This window comes from Burkholderia sp. S-53 (genome assembly GCF_025560745.1).
In the GTDB taxonomy this organism is placed as follows: Bacteria; Pseudomonadota; Gammaproteobacteria; order Burkholderiales; family Burkholderiaceae; genus Burkholderia; species Burkholderia pyrrocinia.
In genome coordinates this window covers 2,897,407-2,917,303 of the sequence record NZ_CP090483.1, presented here as the reverse complement: position 1 = coordinate 2,917,303, position 19,897 = coordinate 2,897,407, and the positions used below count along the sequence as shown (strand labels likewise).

Sequence of the window (19,897 nt, the reverse complement as noted above, 5' to 3'; positions counted from 1 at the left end):
GCTTGAAACTCCATTGGCGGCAGGCTGTCTGCGCGACGTCGTCGCACTTTCCGCCTTGCGCGCTCAGGTGACTTACAATATTGGCTTTGCGCCGGGCCTTGCGGCCGTATCGGGCGCCGACTGAACGAGTAATTCATGAGCCTCATCGATCTATCCGAAGTGAAGCCCGGTTCCCACGTCACGTTGCATTACCGGCTGGCACTGGCCGACGGCGCCGACATCGTCAACACCTTCACCGACAAGCCCGCCACGCTGCTGCTCGGCGCGGGGCAACTGGCGCCGTCGCTGGAACAGATTCTGCTCGGGCTCAGGGTTGGAGACCACTCGACTTTTCAGCTAACCCCCGAACAGGCGTTCGGTCCCCGTAATCCCGACATGCTCCAGCGCGTGACGCTGTCGACGCTGCGCGAGAACGGGATGGTCGGTGACGATTTCACGCCGGGCGAGTTGATCGAGTTCAACGCGCCGGACGGCGGCCGGTATGCAGGGGTGCTGAAGGAAGTCAGCGAAACCTCGGCGCTGTTCGACTTCAATCATCCGCTCGCGGGCCAAGCGCTCACGTTCGAAGTGAAAATCATCGGAATCCTGTAATCATGAGCACCACCGATACGCTGTCCGGGCAGACTGTCGCCGCCGATGCCGAAATCCTGCTGGCCCAGCCGCGCGGCTTCTGCGCGGGCGTCGACCGTGCGATCGAGATCGTCGAGCGCGCGATCGCGATGCACGGTGCGCCGATCTATGTCCGTCACGAAATCGTCCACAACAAGTACGTGGTCGAGGATCTGAAAAAGAAAGGCGCGATCTTCGTCGAGGAACTCGAGGAAGTGCCGGCCGGCAACACCGTGATCTTCAGCGCGCACGGCGTGTCGAAGGCCGTGCGCGACGAGGCCGACGTGCGCGGGTTGCGCATTTACGACGCAACCTGCCCGCTCGTCACGAAGGTGCACGTCGAGGTGGCGAAGATGCGCCAGGACGGCGTCGATATCGTGATGATCGGGCACAAGGGTCACCCGGAAGTCGAAGGCACGATGGGGCAGGTCGAGCGCGGCATGCATCTCGTCGAGAGCGTCGAGGACGTGCAGAAGCTCGAGCTCGCCGATCCCGAGCGCATTGCGCTCGTCACGCAGACGACACTGTCCGTCGACGACGCGGCCGAGATCATCGCGGCGCTGAAGGCGAAGTATCCCAAGATTCGCGAGCCGAAGAAGCAGGACATCTGCTACGCGACGCAGAACCGCCAGGATGCAGTGAAGTTCATGGCGCCGCAGTGCGATGTCGTGATCGTGGTCGGCAGCCCGAACAGCTCGAATTCGAGCCGCCTGCGCGAAGTGGCCGAGAAGCGCGGCGTGGACGCATACATGGTCGATGCGCCCGACCAGATCGATCCGGCATGGGTCGCAGGCAAGCGCCGCATCGGCGTGACGGCCGGCGCGTCGGCCCCCGAGGTGCTCGCCCAGGCCGTGATCGCGCGGCTGCGCGAGCTCGGCGTGCGCAACGTCCGCGCGCTCGACGGCATCGAGGAAAACGTGTCGTTTCCGCTGCCGCGCGGGTTGAACCTGCCGCCCGCCGCCTGATTGCCGCATCGCACCCGCGGAACACCGAAGCGCGCCTCCCGGCGCGCTTTTTTTTGTCCGTCGAAACTGCAATCGCAACCATTATTCGTGGTATCGGTGCAACCCGGTTGCTCTGCGCGTTCCTGATCGTCTCTCAAAATTGGTTGCAATGCAGGAAAACCCCATCGAATCAGGATTATTGGCGTCCTATAAATGGAGTTACAATGCGCCCGTTTTCAGGCCGGAATGGCTTTGAAATCGGGTTTTGGCAAGGCGCGGGAGACCATTCAATGCATGTGAAGTTGGCTTACGCCGTGTCCGTCGCCGCACCGGTTGCAATGCTTGCCGGTTGCAGCAAAAAGAGCGACGACGGGGCGGGCAGGGAGGCTGCGGTGTTCGCGGCACCGCCGGCCAGCGGCGTGCGCGCCGCCGGAACCGGTCGTGCGGCGTCATCGGCGTGCCGCATCGCGCAATTGGGCAAGGACAAGGAAAACGGGGCACGTTTGGCGATCGAGGAAATCAACGCGCTAGGCCTGACGAACGATCGGGCAGCGGGCATGCAGGCTGCATCGCAACAAGCCGCCGGTCGCGGTGTGACAACGACCGTGCGCGCCGACCGACGGATGCTGGCGACGGCGCCGCATGCATGCGGCGCTGCGAGCCGAGTGCGGATCTCGCCGGCCCCCTTTCATTTCGATTCGACGAATCAGCGTGTCGCCGCGAGCGGTGAAGTCGTGGCGCGCGGCCTGGTTCGTACGATGGATTCCGACGCAGTCCTGACGATGGTCGGGCGCGGCTTTCGCGATGCCTTGCCAGGCGACGCGGCACGGAATCCGATCTGCCCGGATGCGGGGCTTGCCTCGCACCGGACGGGAAAAGGCACGGATGCCGGGCAACCGGACGATGGCCGTCTCGGCATGCTGCCCTACGACTTCAAGGAGGCCACGAACACCGTCCTCGACGTCGTGACGATTTAGCGACGGGACTCATGACGGCACCGGAACAGTGCGGTGCCGTTTTTGTATCCGCTCCGGCGGCAGGTCCGGCCGTACAGGCCGGGCGGCGCGCGCCGGGACGATCCACACCCTTACCGGTATCGACTAGTACCCGCAGTGTCGCCGAGAAGGCGCGATTCCTCGCTTACCCGCGGGGCGCAACGTCCTCCGGCAGCACGGGCCAAGGAGCTTTAAATGGATATTTTCGTCCAGCAGGTTCTCAACGGGCTGGTGCTCGGCAGTGTGTACGCCATCATCGCGTTGGGTTACACGATGGTGTACGGCATTCTCGGCATCATCAACTTCGCGCACGGCGACGTGCTGATGATCGGCGCGATGGTCGCGCTGTCGGCCATTACCGTCCTGCAGAACCACTTTCCCGGACTCGGCAACGTCGCGACGCTGGCGATCGGCCTTGGCATTGCCGCGGTCGTCTGTGCCGTCGTCGGCTTCACGATCGAGCGGGTCGCATACCGGCCGCTGCGCCGCGCGCCGCGCCTCGCGCCGCTGATCACCGCGATCGGCGTGTCGATCCTGCTGCAAACTGCCGCGATGATCATCTGGTCGCGCAACCCGCTGCCGTTCCCGCAATTGCTGCCGACCGATCCGATCAACGTGATCAAGGCCACCGACACGACGCCCGGCGCCGTGATCTCGGTGACTGAAATCGTGATCATCGCGGTGGCGTTCATCGTGATGGGCGGCCTGCTGCTGCTCGTGCACAAGACCAAGCTCGGCCGTGCGATGCGCGCGATCGCCGAAAGCCCGAACACCGCGAGCCTGATGGGCGTGAACCCGAACTTCGTGATCTCGGCGACCTTCATGATCGGCTCCGCGCTCGCCGCGCTGGCCGGCGTGATGATCGCGTCCGAATACGGCAACGTGCACTTCTACATGGGCTTCATCCCCGGCATGAAGGCGTTCACGGCGGCGGTGCTCGGCGGTATCGGCAACCTCGGCGGTGCGATGGTCGGCGGCGTGCTGCTCGGCCTGATCGAGCAGCTCGGTGCCGGCTACATCGGCAACCTCACGGGCGGCGTATTCGGCAGTAACTACCAGGACGTGTTCGCCTTCATCGTGCTGATCATCGTGCTGGTATTCCGTCCGTCGGGCCTGCTGGGCGAACGTGTCGCGGATCGCGCGTAACGGAAGGGAGCAAACAACATGACATCCATTCAACCGATCGAATCCTCGACGTCGCTCGTCGAAGAGCGCAACACCGCCAAGACCGTCGTCATCGGCATCCTGACCGCTGCGTTCGTGATCGCCGCGCCGATCATCATCGGCGCGGCCGGCGGCAACTACTGGGTCCGCGTGCTCGACTTCGCGATGCTGTACGTGATGCTCGCGCTCGGCCTGAACGTGGTGGTCGGCTTCGCCGGCCTGCTCGACCTCGGCTACATCGCGTTCTACGCGGTGGGCGCGTACACGGCGGCGCTGCTGTCTTCGCCGCACCTCACGTCCCAGTTCGAGTGGATCGCGGCCCTCGCTCCCGGCGGGCTGCACATCCCGTTCCTGATCATCGTGCCGATCGCGATGGCGCTGGCGGCGACCTTCGGGATCCTGCTCGGCGCGCCGACGCTGCGCCTGCGCGGCGACTACCTGGCGATCGTCACGCTGGGCTTCGGCGAAATCGTCCGGATCTTCATGAACAACCTCGACCGTCCGGTGAACATCACCAACGGCCCGAAGGGGATCACGGGCATCGATCCGGTGCATGTCGGCGGTTTCAACCTGTCGCAGACGCACTCGCTGTTCGGCCTCCAGCTGCCGTCGGTCTACATGTACTACTACCTGTTCGTGCTGTGCTCGCTGCTGGTGATCTGGACCTGTACGCGTCTGCAGCACTCGCGCATCGGCCGCGCGTGGGCGGCAATCCGCGAGGACGAGATCGCGGCGAAGGCGATGGGCATCAATACCCGCAACGTGAAGCTGCTCGCGTTTGCGATGGGCGCATCGTTCGGCGGCCTGTCGGGCGCGATGTTCGGTTCGTTCCAGGGCTTCGTGTCGCCGGAATCGTTCACGTTCTGGGAATCGATCGTGGTGCTGGCGTGCGTGGTGCTCGGCGGCATGGGCCACATCCCGGGCGTGATCCTCGGTGCGGTGCTGCTCGCGATCTTCCCGGAATTCCTGCGTTCGACGATGAGCCCGCTGCAGCATGCGCTGTTCGGTCATGACATCGTCGATACGGAAGTGATCCGCCAGGCGCTGTACGGCCTCGCGATGGTGATCATCATGCTGTACCGCTCGGAAGGCCTGTGGCCCGCGCCGAAGCATGAGGACAAGATCGCGAAACTGGCGAAGCGCGCCAGCAAGAAGCCGGTGCGCGCGTAACGAACGGACAAGGGGATATCCACATGAGCGACAAGCAAATCCGACTGTCCGTACAGGGCGTGAACAAACGCTTCGGCGGCCTGCAGGCACTGTCCGACGTCGGCCTCGAGATCAAGGAAGGCGAGATCTACGGCTTGATCGGCCCGAACGGCGCCGGCAAGACGACGTTCTTCAACGTGATCACGGGCCTCTACACGCCGGACTCCGGCGAGTTCAAGCTGGACGGCGCGGAATACAAGCCGACTGCGGTGCACCAGGTCGCGAAGACGGGCATTGCGCGCACGTTCCAGAACATCCGGCTGTTCGGCGGGATGACCGCGCTCGAGAACGTGATGGTGGGCCGCCACGTGCGCACCAAGCACGGTCTGCTCGGCGCAGTGTTCCAGACGCCGGCCGAACGCCAGGAAGAGCGCGAGATCAAGGAACGCGCGATCGAGCTGCTCGAATACGTCGGCGTGCTGCAATACGCGGACTACACGTCGCGCAACCTGTCGTACGGCCACCAGCGCCGTCTCGAGATCGCGCGCGCGCTGGCGACCGACCCGAAGCTGCTCGCGCTCGACGAGCCGGCGGCCGGGATGAACGCGACCGAGAAGGTCGAACTCACGCGCCTGCTCGACAAGATCCGTTCGGACGGCCGCACGATTCTGCTGATCGAGCACGACGTGAAGCTCGTGATGCACTTGTGCAACCGGATGACGGTGCTCGATTACGGCAAGGTGATCGCCGAGGGTCTGCCGCAGGACGTGCAGAAGAACCCGAAGGTGATTGAGGCATATCTCGGCGCAGGGGTGCACTGATGGCAGCGGCAATGTTGAAAATCAAGGGCTTGCAGGTCAACTACGGCGGCATCCAGGCCGTCAAGGGCGTTGACATGGAAGTCCGTCAGGGCGAGCTCGTGACGCTGATCGGCGCGAACGGCGCAGGCAAGACCACGACGATGAAGGCGATCACGGGTCTGAAGCCGTATTCGGCGGGCGACATCGAGTACGACGGCAAGTCGATCAAGGGCGTGCCGTCGCACGAGCTGCTCAAGCGCGGCCTCGCGATGGTGCCGGAAGGCCGCGGGATCTTCGCGCGGATGTCGATCGTCGAGAACATGCAGATGGGCGCGTACCTGCGCAACGACAACGAGCAGATCAAGAAGGACGTCGAGCGGATGTTCGGCTTCTTCCCGCGCCTGAAGGAGCGGGCGACGCAGCTCGCGGGCACGCTGTCGGGCGGCGAGCAGCAGATGCTGGCGATGTCGCGCGCGATCCTCTCGAAGCCGAAGCTGCTGCTGCTCGACGAGCCGTCGATGGGGCTGTCGCCGATCATGGTCGAGAAGATCTTCGAAGTGGTGCGCGAGATCTCGAAGGAGGGCATCACGGTGCTGCTCGTCGAGCAGAACGCGCGCCTCGCGCTGCAGGCGGCCGACCGTGGCTACGTGATGGATTCGGGCATGGTCACGATGGAAGGCGATGCGAAGCAGATGCTCGACGATCCGAAGGTGCGTGCCGCGTACCTGGGTGAGTAAGTGGATGAATGAGCGGGCCCGGTGACGCGCGGCGGCAGATGCCGCGTGCGTCGTGCAAGGGCTTTCGAAAGGCTGTCACGGGATGCCGTGACAGCTTTTTTTTCGTGTCGTGCGATTCGGGTCGAACTGTGCGTGCGGAGGCGACTCCATTCGACTGTTGCGCTGCGCATGGGGCGCGGGAAACGACAGGGCTGCCCACCCGCCGACGGTCGCCCGATGCCGGTCGCCCGCAGCCGGTCGCCCGCAAACCGACACACGGGCCGCGTAGCATCGACGACCATCGGACACGGAGAACACGCATGAGTCTGGACTACGGTTTCGTGAAGGCGAAGGTGACATCGGTGGCGAAGCTGAAGGGCTCGCCGCACGGCAGCGAGATCCAGTATCACATCCACCTGACGCTGGCGCTGCCGGGAGGCGACTGGGATGTCGCGATCAACGTCGGCACCAGCGATGCGGACGACTTGCTGAACTACAAGCTCGTCTACGATTTCCACCATCCCGTCACGCAGACGCTCGCGGCCGCGGCGGAAGGCTACACCGACCTCACGGGGCAGGCCGCACTGCCCGCGCTCGACTACCTGCGCAGCGACATCCTGAACGAGACCGGCGCGTGGCGCGCGAGCGCGGTGATGGACGGTACCGAGAACCCGGAGCCGATCCCGTCGCTGCTGCGGCTCGTCAGTGCCGCACAGTCGCAGGGCCTCGACGTCGTCGTGTTCGGCCGCACGTATGCGGAAGGCAACGGCATTCACGACACGCACATGAACCAGGGCTCGACGGGCCCGAACTACCTCCATCGCACAGGCGACGACCACAACGACCACAACGACGTCTGGCAGGACGGTGCGCTGATCGTGCGCGTGAGCGATACGCAGTGGGCCGCGTATTTCGCGGCGTTCGAACAGCAGGCCGTACCGACCGACGCGCTCGGCAATCCGCTGCCGGGCGCGGGGCCGATCACGCGCTGATACGGGCTGCCGCCGCCGGCTGCATCACGCTGCCGGCAGCGTCTTGCCGAACGAGATGCGCTCCTCGACGCGATAGCCGAGCGCCGCATAGAAGCGGCACGCGTCGTCGTTGCCGGGCAGCACCTGCAGGTTGATCTTCAGGCAGCCGCGCGCGGCGAGCGCGCTTTCCGCGTGTGCGATCAGCGCGCGGCCGACGCCGAGCCGCCGCGCGTCGTTCGCGACGCCGAACGAGTAGAGCCAGCCGCGATGTCCGTCGAAACCCGCCATCAGCGTGCCGACGACGCGCGCGCCGCTGGTCGCGACGAAGAACAGTTCCGGCTGCGTCGCGAGCTTCAGCTCGATCGATCGCAGCGGATCGCGGTGCGGCGGCGCATCGGCCTCTTCGTATTGCGGGAACGCGTCGCGCCATACCGCGAGCACGGCATCGGTGTCGGCGCGTTCGAACGGGCGGATCGCGACAGCATCGGCGGCGGCATCCATCTCGGCGGTCTCCTTAGAGCGTGTCGAGGATCGACCGCAGCATCGCCATCATCTGGTCGATCTCGTCGGTCGTCACGTTCAGCGCGGGCATGAAGCGCAGCAGGTTCGGCCGCGCGGCGTTCAGCAGCAGGCCGTCGGGCTGCATGTCGCGCGCCTTCTCGACGATCTGCGGGCCGATGTCCTTGCCGAGCAGCAGCGCGCGCAGCAGGCCTTCGCCGCGTTCGCCTTCGAAGCCGCGTTCCTCCGACAGCTCGAGCAGCTTGCGCTTCAGGTATTCGCCGCGTGCACGCACGCCTTCGAGGAAGCCGGGCGCGACGAGCTGCGAGATCACCGAATAGCCGGCCGCCGTCATCAGCGGGTTGCCGTTGTACGTGCCGCCCTGGTCGCCGGCCTCGAACACCGCGACGTCGGCCTTCGACAGCAGCGCCGCGAGCGGCACGCCGCTGCCGATGCCCTTGCCGAGCGTCATGATGTCCGGCTCGATGTCGGCGAGCTCGTACGCGAACAACGTACCCGCGCGGCCGCAGCCGCTCTGCACTTCGTCGACGATCAGCAGCAGGTTGTGCTGCTTCGTCAGCGCACGCAGTTCCCGCATGAACTCGCGCGTTGCCGGGATCACGCCGCCTTCGCCCTGAATCGGTTCGAGCATCACGGCGACGGTCTTGTCGGTGATCAGCTTCTCGACCGAGTTGATGTTGTTCAGCTCGGCCTTCGGGAAGCCCGGCACCTGCGGCGCGTAGATCGTGTCCCAGCCCGGCTTGCCGCTGGCCGACATCGTCGCGAGCGTGCGGCCGTGGAAGCTGTGGTCGAACGTGATGATCTCGTACGCGCCGTTGCGGAACTTGCGGCCCCACTTGCGCGCGAGCTTGATCGCGCCTTCGTTCGCCTCGGCGCCGCTGTTCGTGAAGAACACCTTGTCGAACACGCTGTGCTGCGTGAGCAGGCCCGCGAGCTTCGCCATCGGCTCGTTGTAGAACGCCGGAGAAGGGTTCAGCAGCTTTTCGGCTTGCGTCTTCAGCGCTTCGACGACACCGTCGTTGCAGTGGCCGAGGCTGTTGACGGCCCAGCCCTGAATGAAGTCCAGATAACGCCTGCCCGTGTGATCGTAGAGCCACGAACCCTTGCCGTGCGTAAACACGATGTCGGGGCGGTTCGTGATGTACATCAGCGAGTCGATCGGGTAATCGTTCAAGGGCATGGCAGCAGACTCCAGCGGACGTTGAAAGGGAAACGGGCAATAAAAAAGCCACGGGAGGCCGTGGCTGGTGGGTTCGAACAGCTTGTGCGTAACCGGCGAAGCAGTGAGGGGTTACGCGCGAGTCCGTGACGAGCCTGCGGCATCCGGGCGGAGCGGCGAGCGGCGACGTCGGAGAGCGGACAGGAAGCGGTTCATGTGCGCAAGCATAAGGCATCCCGCGCCCCACTGTAAACCGCCGCCATGCCACGGATGTGACATCGCGGCGCATAGCGCGGGACGCGGGCGGCGAGTCTCAGACCGGATGCGCGAGATCGGCGGCGCTCGTGAACGAGTCCGCGTAGAACTCGTCGGCCGGCAGTGCGTGGTGCTGCGTGAAGTCGCGCTGCGCGGATTCGACCATCACCGGCGCACCGCACGCGTACACCTGATGGCCCGACAGATCGGGCAGGTCCTCGATCACCGCGCGATGGACGAAGCCCGTGCGGCCCGTCCACTGGTCGGCGCCGTCGGGCTCGGAAAGTACCGGCACGTACTTGAAGTTCGGGATCTCGCGCGCCCACTGTTCGGCGAGCTCGCCGAGGTAGATGTCCTTCTTGCGGCGTGCGCCCCAGTAGAGCGTCATCGGGCGTGTGATGCCGCGGTGCTTCACGTGCTCGATGATCGCCTTGATCGGCGCGAAGCCCGTGCCCGATGCAAGCAGCACGATCGGCTTGTCGGAATCCTCGCGCAGGAAGAACGTGCCCAGCGGGCCTTCGAAGCGCAGGATGTCGCGCTCCTTCATCGCGCCGAACACGTGGTCGGTGAACTTGCCGCCCGGCATGTGGCGGATGTGCAGCTCGATCGGGCCTTCCTCGTGCGGCGCGTTCGCCATCGAGTAGCTGCGGCGCGAGCCGTCCTTCAGGATGAACTCGACATACTGGCCCGCGAGGTACTGCAGGCGTTCGTTGGCGGGCAACTGCAGCTTCACGACCATCACGTCGTCGGCCTTGCGTTCGAGCGCGGCGATCCGGCACGGCAGCTTCTTGACCTGCACGCCGTCGACGCCGGCAATTTCGCGCACGTCGATCTCGAGATCGCACTGCGCCTTCGAGCAGCACAGCAGCGCGAGGCCGCGCGTGCGCTCGTCATTGGACAGCGCCGACGCGGCATGCGGGCCCTGTTCGATCTGGCCCGACACGATCTGGCCCTTGCAGGAGCCGCACGCGCCGTTCTTGCAGCCGTACGGCAGATGGACGTTCTGGCGCAGCGCGGCCGCCAGCACGGTTTCGTCCGACTCGACCTGGAATTGCCGGCCGCTTTGCTTGAGAGTGACGTTGAATGCCATAGAACCAAACTAGAACAAAATGTGGGGACCGTGCATGTCGCGCACGGCAGCTACAATGCAAACCCGTTGCGCGTCGCGCAACGGTGGCTACTGATTTCGCAACCAACATGATCGCGACACGAATCCTGCGCCGGCCGCGCGCACTGATCGTCGGCTGCGGCGACGTCGGCATGCGCTGCGTCGCGCAATGGCGCGACACGCGCCGCAACCTGCGGATCTTCGCGCTGACGAGCCACCCGGCCCGCCGCGACGAACTGCGTGCCGCGGGCGCGACGCCGATCGTCGGCGACCTCGATCGCCGGGCGACGCTCGGCCGCCTCGCGGGTCTGGCCCGCACGATCCTGCATCTCGCGCCGCCGCAGTCCGACGGCCGCGACGATCGGCGCACGCGTGCGCTGATCGCCGCAACGACCGTGCCCGTGCGACGGCCAGCAGGGCCGCCGGCACCGGCGGTCGGCCGGCTCCGAACGCTGCGCGCCGCTGCCCGACAGGCCGGCGCGCCCGTTCGGGCAGCGCGTATTGTACCCGACGGTGTTCGCGCGCCGAGGCTCGTCTACGCGAGCACGACGGGCGTATACGGCGATTGCGGCGGGGCGCGGATCGACGAAACACACCCGCTGCGTCCCGCGAATCCGCGCGCGTTCCGGCGCGTATCGGCCGAGCGGCAACTGCGCGCGGCGACGGTGCGCGGCGTGCTGTCCGCGCGCATCGTGCGCATTCCCGGCATTTACGCGGCGAACCGCCTGCCGGTCGCGCGACTCGAGCGCGGCACACCGGCGCTCGAGCCGGCCGACGATGTCTATACGAACCACATCCATGCGGACGATCTCGCGGCGATCCTGCGCCGCGCGGCCGAGCGCGGCAGGCCGGCGCGCGCCGTGCACGCGTCGGACGACAGCGAACTGCGGATGGGGGAGTATTTCGACCGGGTCGCGCAGGCGCTTGGCCTGCCGCAGCCGCCGCGCATCAGCCGCGCGGACGCCGAGCGTCAGCTCGAACCGACGCTGCTGTCGTTCATGCGCGAGTCGCGGCGACTGTCCAACGCACGGCTCAAGGCCGAATTGTGCGTGACGTTGCGTTATCCGACCGTAGACGATTTCCTTCAAACGCTCGCGCCGGGCAGCGCGTCAGGTCAGCGCCGGTAGCGCCTCGATCAGCAGGAAGCACAGCAGCGCGCCGATCAGCGCGCCAATCAGGTTCGGATGGTATTTGTGCTTCAGGTGCATCGCAGCCAGCAGCCCGCCGATCACGATGACACCGACGATCGCGAACGCGATCATCACGTACGACAGTTCGAAAGAATGGTTGATGTTCATGATGTCTCCCCTGCATCGCTGCTCGTACAGCTTGTGATTCGAGTATAGCGGGGGATCGTGCGGCCGAGACGCGGCCGGGCACCGAACGGTCGTGCGGATTTTCCCTTACAGGGTTTTGACCCGGTGCGTGGCAAGCCTCGATCTTCAGGGCTGGGGAAGGGCGGATAGCGCAGCACCGTAGGCGTACTTGACAGCGTGTTTTCGCTGGCTGATATGCTCGAATCATGCAACGCCACCAAGCCTTCAAATATGAACTGATGCCGACCGGCGAACAGCAGCGCCAGATGCGCCGCTTCGCCGGGTCGTGCCGGTTCGTCTTCAACAAGGCGCTGGCGTTGCAGAAGGAGCGCTACGAACGCGGCGAGAAGAAGCTCGGCTATGCCGGGCTGTGCAGGCTGATCACCGATTGGCGCAACAGCCAGCAGACACCGTGGCTCAAGGATGCGCCGACACATCCCCTGCAGCAAACGCTCAAGGACCTGGAGCGCGCGTACGCCAATTTCTTCGCCAAACGTGCGGGCTTCCCGCGCTTCAAAAGGAAGGGGCAGTCAGACAGTTTCCGCTATCCCGACCCGAAACAGATCAAGCTCGATCAGCGAACCAGCCGACTCTTCCTACCCAAGCTCGGCTGGCTACGCTACCGCAATAGCCGAAACGTATTGGGCGAGGTGAAGCTGGTCACGGTGTCGGCCAGCGGCGGCAAGTGGTATGCGAGCATCCAGACCGAACGCGTGGTCGAACGATCTGTTCCAAAAGGCGGCGCGATCGGCATCGACTTGGGCATCGTTCGCTTTGCCACCCTCTCGGATGGCAAGTTCTACGCGCCGCTGAACAGCTTCAGGCGGCATGAGACGGCATTGCGCCGCGCACAGCAGGCCGTGAGCCGCAAAGTGACATTCAGCAACAACTGGAAGAAGGCGAAAACTCGCGTCCAGCGTATCCATGCCCGGATCGGCAACGCCCGCCGTGACTACTTGCACAAAGCCACGACCACGATCAGCCAAAACCACGCGATGGTGTGCATCGAGGATTTGCAGGTTCGGAACATGTCCAAATCGGCGGCGGGTAGTGCCATGCAACCGGGAAAGAGCGTTCGAGCCAAGTCCGGCCTGAACAAGTCCATTCTCGATCAGGGCTGGTTCGAGTTCCGACGTCAACTCGATTACAAGCTGGCGTGGAACGGCGGACATCTCGTTGCCGTGCCTCCGCAGAACACGAGCCGCACCTGCCCGCGGTGCGGACACGTGTCGGCGGACAACCGTCGGAGCCAAGCCCGATTCGAGTGCATGGATTGTGGTTTCGACGAAAACGCCGATTTGGTCGGCGCGATCAATGTGCTCAGGGCGGGACACGCTCGTTGCGCCTGTGAAGTGAGCGATGCAACAAGATCGCCAGCAGCAGGAACCCACTGAAGCGAGCTGTCTGCATAGGCAGTCAGACGCCGTAGGAATCGCCCGACTTTAAGGGGGCGAGGATGTCAAGGGATTGCGCAGCGCTGAAAGGTCGGCGTCATCGAGCCAGCGCCACGCGCCGGGTTCGAGGTCGTCCGGCAGCGCGAAGCCGCCGATGCTTTCGCGGTGCAGCAGCTCGACGCGGTTGCTCGCCGCCGCGACCATGCGTTTCACCTGGTGATACTTGCCTTCGAGGACGGTCAGCGCGAGCGCATGCGTGTCGCGCGCGTCGGCGGCGACCGCCGCGATCGGCTTCGGCTCGCCGTGGAGCTGCACGCCGGTGCGCAGCGCGTGCAGTTGCGCGTCGTCGAGCGGATGGCGCACGGTCGCCACGTAGGTCTTCGGCACCTTGCGCTTCGGCGACGTGTACGCGTGCACGAACTGGCCGTCGTCGGACAGCAGCAGCAGGCCCGTCGTGTCCTGGTCGAGCCGGCCGACGCACTGCACGCCGCGCGCGACGAGCGGCGCGGGCAGCAGGCTGAACACGCTTGAATGGTGTTGCGGATCGCGCGAACACTCGTAGCCGGCCGGCTTGTTGAGCGCGAGATACGCACGCGCGTGGAACGGCCAGGCCGTATCGTCGACCGAGAACACGAGGCCATCGGTGTCGAACGTCGCGTCGGGGGCGGTCGCGCTGGCGCCAGCGATGGCGACGCGGCCCGCTTCGATCAGGCCGCGGCACTGGCGGCGCGAGCCGAAGCCCTGGGTGTAGAGAATGCTTTCGAGATCCATAGCGCGCGCATTCTATCAAGCTGCGCGCGACCGGCATGAACCCGCATGCGCTGGTAAGCTGCCGGAACGCCGCGCAGCGCGTGGCGCCCGTTCATTCTTCACGGAAAGTCCATGCATTTCGATTCGCTCCCGTTCGGCCGCAACGCTGCCGCCGTCATCCTTGCGGCGACCGTTTCGTCGGCCGCGTTCGCGCATGCGCATCTCGCGAAGAGCGATCCGGCGGCGGGCGCGGTGCTGACCGCCGCACCGGCCGCCGTCACGATCGACTTCACCGAGCCGCTGGAGCCGGCGTTCAGCTCGATCGTCGTTGCCGACGGCGACGGCAAGACGGTGTCTGACGGCAAGACGCGCATCGACGCGTCGAACCGCAAGCGGATGACGGTGCCGCTCGCGGCGGTCGGCGCGGGCGCCTATACGGTGAAATGGGTGGCCGTCGCGACCGACGGGCACCGCACGCAGGGAGCGTACGGCTTCAGCGTGAAGTGATGCAACGGCGGCGACAGGCCCGTGCCAGGGTTGCCGCCGCCCTTATCCGACAGGGAGTTTCCCGCATGAATCCGACGACGCTCGATGCACTCGCCGATTTCCCCCGTCTGCTCGAAGCCCATTTCGCGGCCGTGCCCGACGGCTATGCACGCTGGACGCCCGACGACTGGGCCGGGATCCCGAGCGAGCACTACTCGCCGCTCGGGCAGCTCTGCCATGTGCGCGACATCGAGATCGACGGCTATCACGTGCGGCTGCGGCGGATGCTCGACGAAGATCGGCCGCTGCTCGTGTCGATCGACGGCGACGCGCTCGCGGTCGAGCGCCGCTACAACGATGCGTATGCGTCCGACGTGCTCGCGGCGATCCGCGAAGCGCGACGCGAGACGCTGGATCTCGTGTCGCGCCTCACGCCCGAACAGTTCGAGCGCGTCGGCGAGTTCGACGGCTACGGTTCGCTGACCGTGCGCGGGCTTGTCCATTACCTGTGCAGCCACGATCAGCAGCATCTGGCCGGCATGCAGTGGCTGCTCGGCAAGATCGACGCGGCGCTGTACGCGCGCTGATCAGGCCGGCGGACGCGCCGCCCTGATCAGCGGATTCCGGCTTCGTTGTCAGTGCGGAAGATCACGTGGCGACGTTCCGATTGGATCGATATTCTGGATAATCCATCCAGCCGCGACCGGCTGACCTGCGTGTCGCGCGTGCCTACACTCCAAACTTCGTTCAACGAAAAAAGGAGTCACCTGTGGCAACTCACACGCTCGCAGACAAGGTCGTCCTGATCGCAGGCGGCGCAAAGAATCTCGGCGGCCTGATCGCACGGGACCTGGCGGGCCACGGCGCGAAGGCGGTGGCGATTCACTACAACAGCGCGGCGTCGCAGGCGCAGGCCGAGGAGACGGCCGCCGCGGTGCGCGCGGCCGGTGCCGAGGCCGCAACGTTCCAGGCCGACCTGACGACGGCCGCCGCGGTCGAGAAGCTGTTCGACGACGCGAAGCAGCGCTTCGGCAAGATCGATATCGCGATCAACACGGTCGGCAAGGTGCTGAAGAAGCCGTTCACCGAGATCAGCGAAGCCGAGTACGACGAGATGTTCGCGGTCAACAGCAAGTCGGCGTTCTTCTTCATCAAGGAGGCGGGGCGGCACCTCGAGGATCACGGCAAGCTCGTCACGCTCGTGACGTCGCTGCTCGGCGCGTTCGCGCCGTTCTATGCGGCATACGAAGGATCGAAGGCGCCGGTCGAGCACTTCACGCGCGCGGCGTCGAAGGAGTACGGCGCGCGCGGGATCTCGGTGACGGCCGTCGGGCCGGGCCCGATGGACACGCCGTTCTTCTATCCGGCTGAAGGCGCCGATGCGGTCGCGTATCACAAGACGGCGGCCGCGCTGTCGCCGTTCAGCAAGACGGGCCTGACCGACATCGAAGACGTCGTGCCGTTCATCCGTCATCTCGTGACCGACGGCTGGTGGATCACGGGCCAGACGATCCTGATCAACGGCGGCTATACGACCAAGTAACCGACCGGACAACCGGTCGCATACCGCGCCGCGCCGGCCGCCGCCGCGGGCGCGCGGCGCACCGCAATGGGCAGATTGCGTGGACAATGGACGGGCGCGCAGCCGCGCGCCCGTTTTCTCGGTGCCGCCGGATACCGCCGCGATGCGCGACGGTCGGCGGCGACGGTCGTCCGAACCCACGTTCCCCGCCGATGGACAAGCTGGATCAGGTCAGAATCTTCCTGCAGGTTGCCGAGATGGGCAGCTTCATCAAGGCCGCGCATGCGCTCGACGTGCCGCGCGCGACCGTGTCGGCGGCCGTCCAGCAGCTCGAGGCGGGGCTCGGCACCCGCCTCTTGCACCGCACGACGCGCCAGGTGCAGTTGACCGCCGACGGCGTGCTGCTGCTCGAACGCGGCCGGCGCCTGCTCGCGGAGGCCGACGAGCTCGATCGCCTGTTCCGCCGCCGCGACCGCGACGTGGTCGGGCGGCTGAACGTCGACGTGCCGAGCCGGATCGCGCGCCGTGTGGTCGCGCCCGCGCTGCCGTCGCTGTTTCGCCGCTACCCGAAGCTGCAACTGTCGCTCGGCTCGACGGACCGCTCGATCGACCTCGTGCAGGAGGGCGTCGACTGCGCGATCCGCGTCGGGCGGCTCGCGGACAGCAGCCTCGTCGTACGGCCGCTCGGGCAGTTCGCGCTGATCAACTGCGCGAGCCCCGACTACCTGCGCGAATGCGGCGTGCCCGAGCATCCGGATGCGCTCGCGCACGGGCACTGGGCGATCGGCTATGCGTCGCCGACGACCGGGCGCGAGCTCGAGTGGGAATACTGCGTGGACGGCGAGCGGCACACGCTGACGCTGCCGAGCCGCGTGATCGTCAACAACGCCGAAACCTATATCGCCGGCTGCATCGCCGGGATGGGGCTGATCCAGATTCCGCGGTTCGACGTCGCGCATCTGCTGGACAGTGGCGCGCTCGTCGATGTGATGCCCGGCCACCGCGCCGAGCCGATGGACGTGTCGGCCGTGTATCCGCACCGGCGGCACCGGTCGCGCCGGCTCAATGCATTCGTCGATTGGTTCGGGGAACTGATGGCGGACGCGTTGACGGGACCAGCGGCCGGGAAGGGCGCGGAAGGCGACTGATCGGTCGGCGGGTGTGTGTCGCGCGCCGACGCGCTTGTTTCAGTCGGCCAGCGCTGCGAACTGCCGGTTGCGCCCGACTTCCCGCACCGCTTCGATCAGCGCCGCGCCGGTGCCGTCCGGCTTCGATGCGAACGCGTAGAAACGTGCGGCCGGCAGCGCGGGCAGGCCGTCCTGGGGCCCGCATGCGCGCAGCCCGTCGCGCAACTGGCTGCGCGCCAGCGCCGTGACCGCGAAACCCGCGAGTGCGGCCGACACGCAGCCGGCCATGCTGCTGCTCTCGAACAGCACGCGGAACGGCCGCAGCGCGGCGGCGAGCGCCGATACGGCGGCCTCCCGATAGACGCACGGTTCCGGAAACAGCGCGAGCGGTACTTCGCCGTTAGCGTCGAGCGTGCGGTCCGACGCGAATGCCCACACGAGCGGTTCTTCCCACAGCAGTTCGCCCGGCGCGTCGACCTGCCGGCACTGCTTGCCGAACACGACATCGAGCCGGCCGAGCGTCTGCTCGCGCAGCAGCGACGCGGTGATCCCGACCTTCAGCTCGATCGCAGTCCGCGGGTGGTGGTCGCGGAACGTGCGCAGCACCTGCGGCAGCCACGCACTCGCGAAATCCTCCGAGGCGCCGACGCGCAGCCGCCCGTGCGCCGGCGCGCCGCGCAGCCTCGCGCGCACTTCGCGCTCCATGTCGACGATGTTGCGCGCGTATGCGTACAGCGTGTCGCCGGCCGGCGTGAGCGCGATACGGCGCGTCGTGCGCGCAAGCAGCACGGTGCCGGCCGCCTGTTCGAGCCGCTTGATATGACCGCTGACGGCGGACGGCGTCAGCGCGAGACGTTCCGCTGCCGGCGCGAACCCGCGGCTGTCGACGACTTCGAGGAAGGTGCGCAGCAGCGCGATGTCGAGCGAGGTCGACGCAGGATCGGTCAGCGGTTTCATCGGTCAATTCAACACAATACTCGAAGAGTGAATCATGATACTCCGTGAATCGTGATGAAAGGTTGGCCTACGATCGTCAGCTCAAGTTGACCCGACGGAGAACACGATGACTGCCTATGCGCATGCGACGACCGCGTCGCTCGATATCGCCTATCTCGAATGGAATCCGCGCGGCGAACGCGTGGCCATGCTGCTGCATGGCTGGCCGGATAGCCCGGTCGGCTGGGAGGCCGTTGCTGCGGCGCTGGCCGCGCGCGGCTACCGCGTACTCGCGCCTGCACTGCGCGGCTTTGCGCCGACGCGCTTTCGCGACGCATCCGTGCCCCGCAGCGGCCAGCTCGCGGCGCTCGGGCGCGACCTGCTCGAATTCGTCGATGTGCTCGGCGTCGAGCGGCCCGTGCTGGTCGGGCACGACTGGGGCGCCCGCGCGGTCGCGAACGCCTGTGGGTTGCGCGATGGCGTCGCATCGCATCTCGTGATGCTGTCGGTCGGGTACGGCACCAACGATCCCGGTCAGCCGCTGCCGCTGCAGCAGGCGCGCAACTACTGGTATCACTGGTTCATGGCGACGCCGCGCGGCGAGCAGGCGCTGCGCGACGATCGCCGCGCGTTTGCCCGCGTGATGTGGGACACGTGGTCGCCGCCCGGCTGGTATCGCGACAGCGATTTCGATGCCGCTGCTGCCGCGTTCGACGGGCCCGACTGGATCGACGTCGTGCTGCATTCGTACCGGCATCGCTGGGGTTTCGCGCCGGGTGCGCCGGCCTATGCCGACGACGACGCGCGGCTGAATCCATCGCCCGTGCTGTCGGTGCCGACGCTCGTGCTGCACGGCGGCGCGGATGCCGTCAACCACCCGGACAGCTCGGCCGCGCGCGAACGGTACTTTGCGGGGCGCTACGCGCGGCAGGTGCTGGACGGCGTCGGGCATTTTCCGCAGCGCGAGGCGCCGGAGGCGGTCGCGGACGCGATCCTCGGGTTCTGCGAGCGCGACTGACGCGCGCCGGCCGGCCCGGCGCGCAGGGGATCAAGCGTGGACGCGGGGTGCGAGCAGGTCGTCGAGGCCGATGTTCCGGAACATCTCGCGGCGGATGCGATCGCCGGCGCGGAACACTTCCTCCGCGCCGTCCTGCGACGGGTCGACGAACACGCGGTACGGGCGCTTGCCGGCCGGCGCGGCGACGAGGTCGGCGATCGCCGTCGCGACGGCGCCGGCATCGGCGTCCGCGGGTTCGAGCGCGGCGAGGCCCCGCAGCGCGTGCTCGGCGACGCCCGCGTACGGCCCGCTGTCGTAGGCCGCCTGCACGACGGCATCGGCCGGCTTGCCCGCGTGGACGAAGTGATTCGTGCCACGGGTGAACGCGCCCGGCACGACGATCGACGTTTCGATGCCCCAGCGCGCGAGTTCGGCCGCATAGGACACTGCGAGCGAATCCATCGCGGCCTTCGCGGCGAAATAGGGTGCGAGGAACGGCGGGGTACCGCCGCGCGCCGACGAGGACGATACCCAGACGAGCAGGCCACGGCCCTGGCGGCGCAGGTGCGGCAGCGCCGCCCGGTTCACGCGCTGGGTCGACACGACGTTGATGTCGTACAGCTGCGCCAGCTGTTCGGGTGTGAACGCCTCGGCCGGACCGAACACCATGTGGCCGGCGTTGTGGACGATGATGTCGAGGCGGCCGTGGTCCGCGATCACGCGGTCGATCGCGGCGTCGACGGATGCGTCGTTGCCGACGTCGAGCTCGACGGTGCGCAGGTCGACGCCGTGTTCCTGCGCGTAGGCGGCGATCGCGGCGGCGCGCGGCGCGTTGCGGCCGGCGCTTTCGCGCATCGACGCGTAGACCGTATGGCCGGTGCGGGAGAGTGCCTGGGCCGTCAGCAGGCCGAAGCCGCTGGACGCGCCCGTGACGAGAATGATTTCCTTCATGATCGATCTCCTGCAAGTGTGGGGGAGCG

22 protein-coding genes are annotated in these 19,897 nt (G+C 66.6%); 15 read left to right on the top strand and 7 right to left on the bottom strand.

The window, feature by feature from the left end; translation table 11 throughout:
• Positions 1–135 precede the first annotated feature (135 nt).
• The 8 genes from LXM88_RS18575 to LXM88_RS18540 all read left to right on the top strand — a co-directional run bounded on the left by LXM88_RS18575 (position 136) and on the right by LXM88_RS18540 (position 7,369).
• Entirely contained in the window at positions 136–591 is a 456-nt protein-coding gene (locus LXM88_RS18575) for an FKBP-type peptidyl-prolyl cis-trans isomerase (protein WP_262535667.1), read from the top strand.
• Between the two features lie 2 nt (positions 592–593).
• Positions 594–1,574 (top strand): 4-hydroxy-3-methylbut-2-enyl diphosphate reductase, encoded by a 981-nt coding sequence (gene ispH, locus LXM88_RS18570; protein WP_034178810.1) that lies wholly within the window; start codon positions 594–596, stop codon positions 1,572–1,574.
• Between the two features lie 269 nt (positions 1,575–1,843).
• Positions 1,844–2,530, top strand: coding sequence for an amino acid-binding protein (locus LXM88_RS18565; RefSeq protein WP_262535666.1), 687 nt, complete (start codon positions 1,844–1,846; stop codon positions 2,528–2,530).
• A 213-nt stretch (positions 2,531–2,743) separates the two neighbouring features.
• Complete coding sequence (locus tag LXM88_RS18560; protein ID WP_262535665.1) at positions 2,744–3,694, top strand: branched-chain amino acid ABC transporter permease; 951 nt, start codon at positions 2,744–2,746, stop codon at positions 3,692–3,694.
• Between the two features lie 18 nt (positions 3,695–3,712).
• Positions 3,713–4,882, top strand: coding sequence for an ABC transporter permease subunit (locus LXM88_RS18555; protein ID WP_262535664.1), 1,170 nt, complete (start codon positions 3,713–3,715; stop codon positions 4,880–4,882).
• A 23-nt stretch (positions 4,883–4,905) separates the two neighbouring features.
• Positions 4,906–5,682 carry an ABC transporter ATP-binding protein gene (locus LXM88_RS18550; RefSeq protein ID WP_096471563.1) on the top strand — a complete coding sequence of 259 codons (777 nt, stop codon included), beginning with the start codon at positions 4,906–4,908 and terminating at the stop codon, positions 5,680–5,682.
• Entirely contained in the window at positions 5,682–6,398 is a 717-nt protein-coding gene (locus LXM88_RS18545; RefSeq protein ID WP_262535663.1) for an ABC transporter ATP-binding protein, read from the top strand. The genes LXM88_RS18550 and LXM88_RS18545 overlap by 1 nt, the downstream gene beginning before the upstream one ends.
• Positions 6,399–6,697: 299 nt before the next feature.
• Complete coding sequence (locus tag LXM88_RS18540) at positions 6,698–7,369, top strand: YukJ family protein (RefSeq protein WP_262535662.1); 672 nt, start codon at positions 6,698–6,700, stop codon at positions 7,367–7,369.
• A gap of 24 nt (positions 7,370–7,393) precedes the next feature.
• Here the strand turns inward: LXM88_RS18540 and LXM88_RS18535 are convergent, their stop codons facing one another.
• From LXM88_RS18535 to LXM88_RS18525, 3 genes are all read right to left on the bottom strand, one after another.
• Positions 7,394–7,849 carry a GNAT family acetyltransferase gene (locus LXM88_RS18535; protein WP_262535661.1) on the bottom strand — a complete coding sequence of 152 codons (456 nt, stop codon included), beginning with the start codon at positions 7,847–7,849 and terminating at the stop codon, positions 7,394–7,396.
• A 13-nt stretch (positions 7,850–7,862) separates the two neighbouring features.
• Complete coding sequence (locus LXM88_RS18530; RefSeq protein ID WP_262535660.1) at positions 7,863–9,047, bottom strand: acetylornithine transaminase; 1,185 nt, start codon at positions 9,045–9,047, stop codon at positions 7,863–7,865.
• A 292-nt stretch (positions 9,048–9,339) separates the two neighbouring features.
• The gene (locus tag LXM88_RS18525) at positions 9,340–10,371 is read right to left on the bottom strand and encodes a CDP-6-deoxy-delta-3,4-glucoseen reductase (RefSeq protein ID WP_262535659.1); all 1,032 of its coding nucleotides are present in this window, start codon (positions 10,369–10,371) and stop codon (positions 9,340–9,342) included.
• Positions 10,372–10,478: 107 nt separating this feature from the next.
• Between LXM88_RS18525 and LXM88_RS18520 the strand changes: the two genes are divergently transcribed.
• On the top strand, positions 10,479–11,516 hold the full coding sequence (locus tag LXM88_RS18520; protein ID WP_262535658.1) for an NAD-dependent epimerase/dehydratase family protein: 1,038 nt from the start codon (positions 10,479–10,481) through the stop codon (positions 11,514–11,516).
• On the opposite strand, the gene LXM88_RS18515 is transcribed toward LXM88_RS18520, so the two are convergent.
• Positions 11,499–11,687 (bottom strand): hypothetical protein, encoded by a 189-nt coding sequence (locus LXM88_RS18515; protein ID WP_047898809.1) that lies wholly within the window; start codon positions 11,685–11,687, stop codon positions 11,499–11,501. The genes LXM88_RS18520 and LXM88_RS18515 overlap by 18 nt on opposite strands.
• 224 nt (positions 11,688–11,911) lie before the next feature.
• Between LXM88_RS18515 and LXM88_RS18510 the strand changes: the two genes are divergently transcribed.
• A complete protein-coding gene (locus tag LXM88_RS18510; RefSeq protein WP_262535657.1) occupies positions 11,912–13,099 on the top strand; it encodes an RNA-guided endonuclease InsQ/TnpB family protein in 1,188 nt (395 codons plus the stop codon).
• 48 nt (positions 13,100–13,147) lie between these two features.
• Here LXM88_RS18510 and LXM88_RS18505 read toward each other — a convergent pair whose 3' ends face one another.
• On the bottom strand, positions 13,148–13,870 hold the full coding sequence (locus LXM88_RS18505; RefSeq protein WP_262535656.1) for a pseudouridine synthase: 723 nt from the start codon (positions 13,868–13,870) through the stop codon (positions 13,148–13,150).
• A gap of 111 nt (positions 13,871–13,981) precedes the next feature.
• Here LXM88_RS18505 and copC point away from each other — a divergent pair, with 111 nt between their 5' ends.
• The 4 genes from copC to LXM88_RS18485 all read left to right on the top strand — a co-directional run bounded on the left by copC (position 13,982) and on the right by LXM88_RS18485 (position 17,005).
• A complete protein-coding gene (gene copC / locus LXM88_RS18500; RefSeq protein WP_262535655.1) occupies positions 13,982–14,356 on the top strand; it encodes a copper homeostasis periplasmic binding protein CopC in 375 nt (124 codons plus the stop codon).
• Between the two features lie 65 nt (positions 14,357–14,421).
• On the top strand, positions 14,422–14,922 hold the full coding sequence (locus LXM88_RS18495; protein WP_262535654.1) for a DinB family protein: 501 nt from the start codon (positions 14,422–14,424) through the stop codon (positions 14,920–14,922).
• 182 nt (positions 14,923–15,104) lie between these two features.
• On the top strand, positions 15,105–15,878 hold the full coding sequence (locus LXM88_RS18490) for an SDR family oxidoreductase (protein ID WP_262535653.1): 774 nt from the start codon (positions 15,105–15,107) through the stop codon (positions 15,876–15,878).
• A 191-nt stretch (positions 15,879–16,069) separates the two neighbouring features.
• The gene (locus LXM88_RS18485; RefSeq protein WP_262535652.1) at positions 16,070–17,005 is read left to right on the top strand and encodes a LysR family transcriptional regulator; all 936 of its coding nucleotides are present in this window, start codon (positions 16,070–16,072) and stop codon (positions 17,003–17,005) included.
• Positions 17,006–17,044: 39 nt separating this feature from the next.
• On the opposite strand, the gene LXM88_RS18480 is transcribed toward LXM88_RS18485, so the two are convergent.
• The gene (locus LXM88_RS18480) at positions 17,045–17,941 is read right to left on the bottom strand and encodes a LysR family transcriptional regulator (RefSeq protein ID WP_262535651.1); all 897 of its coding nucleotides are present in this window, start codon (positions 17,939–17,941) and stop codon (positions 17,045–17,047) included.
• A 106-nt stretch (positions 17,942–18,047) separates the two neighbouring features.
• Here LXM88_RS18480 and LXM88_RS18475 point away from each other — a divergent pair, with 106 nt between their 5' ends.
• Positions 18,048–18,938, top strand: coding sequence for an alpha/beta fold hydrolase (locus LXM88_RS18475; protein WP_262535650.1), 891 nt, complete (start codon positions 18,048–18,050; stop codon positions 18,936–18,938).
• Positions 18,939–18,968: 30 nt separating this feature from the next.
• On the opposite strand, the gene LXM88_RS18470 is transcribed toward LXM88_RS18475, so the two are convergent.
• Positions 18,969–19,868, bottom strand: a complete 900-nt coding sequence (locus tag LXM88_RS18470; protein WP_262535649.1) for an SDR family oxidoreductase — start codon at positions 19,866–19,868, stop codon at positions 18,969–18,971.
• Positions 19,869–19,897: the final 29 nt, after the last annotated feature.

Coding starts and splice junctions, on each gene's coding strand:
- LXM88_RS18510 (WP_262535657.1), top strand. CDS start 11,912: ATGCAACGCCACCAAGCCTTCAAATATGAACTGATGCCGACCGGCGAA.
- LXM88_RS18480 (WP_262535651.1), bottom strand. CDS start 17,941: ATGAAACCGCTGACCGATCCTGCGTCGACCTCGCTCGACATCGCGCTG.
- LXM88_RS18530 (WP_262535660.1), bottom strand. CDS start 9,047: ATGCCCTTGAACGATTACCCGATCGACTCGCTGATGTACATCACGAAC.
- LXM88_RS18575 (WP_262535667.1), top strand. CDS start 136: ATGAGCCTCATCGATCTATCCGAAGTGAAGCCCGGTTCCCACGTCACG.
- LXM88_RS18540 (WP_262535662.1), top strand. CDS start 6,698: ATGAGTCTGGACTACGGTTTCGTGAAGGCGAAGGTGACATCGGTGGCG.
- copC (WP_262535655.1), top strand. CDS start 13,982: ATGCATTTCGATTCGCTCCCGTTCGGCCGCAACGCTGCCGCCGTCATC.
- LXM88_RS18550 (WP_096471563.1), top strand. CDS start 4,906: ATGAGCGACAAGCAAATCCGACTGTCCGTACAGGGCGTGAACAAACGC.
- LXM88_RS18565 (WP_262535666.1), top strand. CDS start 1,844: ATGCATGTGAAGTTGGCTTACGCCGTGTCCGTCGCCGCACCGGTTGCA.
- LXM88_RS18475 (WP_262535650.1), top strand. CDS start 18,048: ATGACTGCCTATGCGCATGCGACGACCGCGTCGCTCGATATCGCCTAT.
- LXM88_RS18505 (WP_262535656.1), bottom strand. CDS start 13,870: ATGGATCTCGAAAGCATTCTCTACACCCAGGGCTTCGGCTCGCGCCGC.
- LXM88_RS18525 (WP_262535659.1), bottom strand. CDS start 10,371: ATGGCATTCAACGTCACTCTCAAGCAAAGCGGCCGGCAATTCCAGGTC.
- LXM88_RS18470 (WP_262535649.1), bottom strand. CDS start 19,868: ATGAAGGAAATCATTCTCGTCACGGGCGCGTCCAGCGGCTTCGGCCTG.
- LXM88_RS18485 (WP_262535652.1), top strand. CDS start 16,070: ATGGACAAGCTGGATCAGGTCAGAATCTTCCTGCAGGTTGCCGAGATG.
- LXM88_RS18495 (WP_262535654.1), top strand. CDS start 14,422: ATGAATCCGACGACGCTCGATGCACTCGCCGATTTCCCCCGTCTGCTC.
- LXM88_RS18535 (WP_262535661.1), bottom strand. CDS start 7,849: ATGGATGCCGCCGCCGATGCTGTCGCGATCCGCCCGTTCGAACGCGCC.
- LXM88_RS18520 (WP_262535658.1), top strand. CDS start 10,479: ATGATCGCGACACGAATCCTGCGCCGGCCGCGCGCACTGATCGTCGGC.
- LXM88_RS18515 (WP_047898809.1), bottom strand. CDS start 11,687: ATGAACATCAACCATTCTTTCGAACTGTCGTACGTGATGATCGCGTTC.
- LXM88_RS18545 (WP_262535663.1), top strand. CDS start 5,682: ATGGCAGCGGCAATGTTGAAAATCAAGGGCTTGCAGGTCAACTACGGC.
- LXM88_RS18560 (WP_262535665.1), top strand. CDS start 2,744: ATGGATATTTTCGTCCAGCAGGTTCTCAACGGGCTGGTGCTCGGCAGT.
- LXM88_RS18555 (WP_262535664.1), top strand. CDS start 3,713: ATGACATCCATTCAACCGATCGAATCCTCGACGTCGCTCGTCGAAGAG.
- ispH (WP_034178810.1), top strand. CDS start 594: ATGAGCACCACCGATACGCTGTCCGGGCAGACTGTCGCCGCCGATGCC.